General features: G+C 70.8%; 2 protein-coding genes. Both read right to left on the bottom strand.

Annotated elements, in window-relative coordinates:
• Positions 1 to 1,449 (bottom strand): glycosyl hydrolase family 18 protein (locus ACFVGO_RS13465; protein ID WP_380631838.1); only part of this gene is annotated, 1,449 nt, incomplete at its 3' end.
• A gap of 546 nt (positions 1,450 to 1,995) precedes the next feature.
• Positions 1,996 to 2,565, bottom strand: coding sequence for a hypothetical protein (locus tag ACFVGO_RS13470; protein ID WP_380348330.1), 570 nt, complete (start codon positions 2,563 to 2,565; stop codon positions 1,996 to 1,998).
• Between the last annotated feature and the right edge of the window lie 230 nt (positions 2,566 to 2,795).

Genomic DNA, 2,795 nt, shown 5'->3' on the forward strand with positions numbered 1-2,795 from the left:
CGCGTCAGATTTGAAGAAGAGACAGGAGGTGGACGAACCAACCGCGACCGTACCGGAGTTCGGGTTCACGGCGACCGAGAAGTCGTTGCCGGGCTGGGTGCCGGTGACGTTCAGGGTGAAGGTGCCGGTGTGGCTGCCGGAGGCCGCCGAGCCGGTCACCGTGATCGGGTAACTCCCGGGCGTCACGCCGGAGATGGTGCTGATGTTGAGCGTGGCGCTGTTGCCGGCGGTGACGCTGCCGGGGGTGACGGTGGCGGTGACGCCGGCCGGGGCTCCGCTGACCGTGAGGTTGACGCTCTGCGCCGAGCCCGCCGTCACGGCCGTTGCGACGGTCGCCGAGGTGGACGAACCGGCGGCGACGGTGGCGGAGTTCGGGCTGACCGACACCGAGAAGTCGTTGTTCACCGTCGAGCCGCTGGTGAACGGCGCGAAGATGTGGCTGAAGTCCCAGGTGTTCTGGGTGATCCCGGAGCAGTTGTCGTTCCCGGCCGTTCCCGGGCAGCCGCCGTTGTCGCGCTGGAGCGCCCAGAAGGACAGCGTGTTGATGCCCTTGGCGACCGCCCAGTTGTACACGGTGTTGGCGTTGGCCAGGGTGAAGGTCTCGGCCGGGCCGAAGTCGTCGACACCGATCATCTCGATGATCCCGATCGAACCCCACAGCTGGGCGGGGGTCTTGGACGGGTAGAGCTTGGCGAGCTGGTTGTAGAGGCCCTGCGCGGAGGTCTGGGTGTCGGCCGCCATGTCGTGGGTGGCGTTGTCGTAGTAGTCGAAGGTCATCATGTTGACGACGTCGATCCGCGCGTTGTTGCTGACCGCGTTCCGCAGCACCGCGAGGCCGCTGTCGGCCAGTCCGGAGGGGGTGGTCGGCAGCGTGTAGGAGAACTGGATGGTCCGGCCCTTGGTGGCCGCCCAGTCCTGGACGAGCTTGATCGCCTTGTTGCGGCGGTCGATCCCGCCGCTGTTGGTGAGCGAGTTGTCCTCGATGTCGAGGTCGATCCGGCTGACGTCGTAGGTGGTGATCACGTTCTCGAAAGCGGCCGCGATCTGGTTGACGTCGGTGCAGCTGTCGGCCAGCTCGGTGCCGGTGTTGTCGGCGGTGTAGCCGCCGAAGGACGGAATCACGTCCCCGCCGTTGGCGCGGATGGTCGCGATGTCGGCGCCGAAGGTGGAGGAGGACACCGGCTTGGAGGTGTCGCCGTTCCAGTACGGCGTGCAGGAGCCCTTGGTGGCGGCCTGGAGGAACGCCATGGTCAGGTGCTTGGCGCCGGACTGGGCGGCCAGCTGGGCCGGGCTCTGGCCGGTCCAGGACTCGAAGTAGGGGGCGAAGACCCGGCTGGGGAGCGGGGTGGCGGCCTGGGCGGAGCTCGTCCCGGCGGCGACCAGGCCGGCCGAGGCGGCGAGTGTGGCGCAGGCCGTCAACACGGCCTGGACTGTTCTGCGAAGGCGCATGGATTCTCCAACAGACTTGGTGGGGCATGACGTTGGGGAGGTGCGGTCGGTCCGGGCGGGGCGGCCGAGTGAGGTCGGCCGCGATCCCGGGACCGGGGCGGGTATCGGGAGTGCGGGCGTGCGAACGCCCACCGGCTCGCGCGGACGCGGGCGGCGTGCGCATGCGCGCCGTACGGAGCGGGGGTGGAGTGGAGCATGGCAGGGCAGTGCCTCAGCCGCCGGTGGTCACACCCCCACAGTGCATCCCGGTCGGATCGACATGCTTATGTTTGGACTAGACCACTGGTCTGTCAAGAGACCTAACAGTTCGTCAGCACACGGTCCGCGTGATGAAAGGGGGTGGGAGGGGGCCGGTGCCGGTGCCGGTGCTGGGGTCGGTGCCGGTGTCGGCGAGAGGCCCCGTAACGAGAAGACCGTGGCCGCGCACCCGGAAGGGGGCGCGGCCACGGCAGCCCGGCGCTCAGGACACCGGGCGGTTCATGGTGTCGCGGATCCGTGGACCTGTCGGCCCGGATCGGTGGCTTGGACCAGGATCAGTGGCCGGAGTCAGCGGGACGGCGGGCAGAGCGTGGCGAGCAGCGCCTCGTTGATCTTCGCGGCGGTGTCCGGGCCGAAGCCCTGCGGGTGGTCGGCGGAGGTGAAGCGCTGGTTGGCCAGGTCGACCAGCTTCTGCTTGTCCTTGGGGAACTGGTACATCGACTGGCACTGGTTGCGCGCCCGGTCCACGGCCTGGTCCGGCTTGCCGCCGACGATCGCCGGGTCGATCGCGTCCAGCGCGGACACCAGCTTGGTCGCCAGGTCGGTGCCCGGCTTGGCGGGCAGCCCGGCGTCGGTGGGCGGGGCGGGCTTGGCCGGTGCGGGGGCTCCCGAGGCACCGGCGTCGGGGGCGGGAGCGCCGGTGGCGCCGTCGGCCGTGGGGGTGGCCGAGCCGGGCGCGGGAGCCGCCGGTGTGGTGGCGGCGTCGGAGGGCGCGGGGGTCGATGCGGCGGAGGCGGTGGGGGAGCCGGCCGCGGAGGTGGCCGAGCCCGAGCCCGAGCCCGATCCGGAGCTGGAGCAGGCTGCGAGGCTCACCGCGGCGAGTGCCGTGAGGGTGGCGGCGAGGAGACGAGTGCGCATGGCGCCCAGAGTGTCATGTTCGCGGCATGGAAGGGAAGGTGTCTCCGGTGGCTCAGGAGGATCGCCGGAACGGCGGGCGGGGGGGGGGGGGGGGAAGACCCCCCCCTCCCTTCCTCCTCTCCCCTCTCCTTCCCCCCCCCCTCCTCCCCCCCCTCCCCCCCCCCCCAGACAACGCCCCCACCCCCCCAACCATAACCCCCACCACCCAGCACCCCCCCGCCCCAGAAACC

This window comes from Kitasatospora sp. NPDC057738 (assembly GCF_042798815.1).
In the GTDB taxonomy this organism is placed as follows: domain Bacteria; phylum Actinomycetota; class Actinomycetes; order Streptomycetales; family Streptomycetaceae; genus Kitasatospora; species Kitasatospora lactacystinica.

Coding starts and splice junctions, on each gene's coding strand:
- ACFVGO_RS13470 (WP_380348330.1), bottom strand. CDS start 2,565: ATGCGCACTCGTCTCCTCGCCGCCACCCTCACGGCACTCGCCGCGGTG.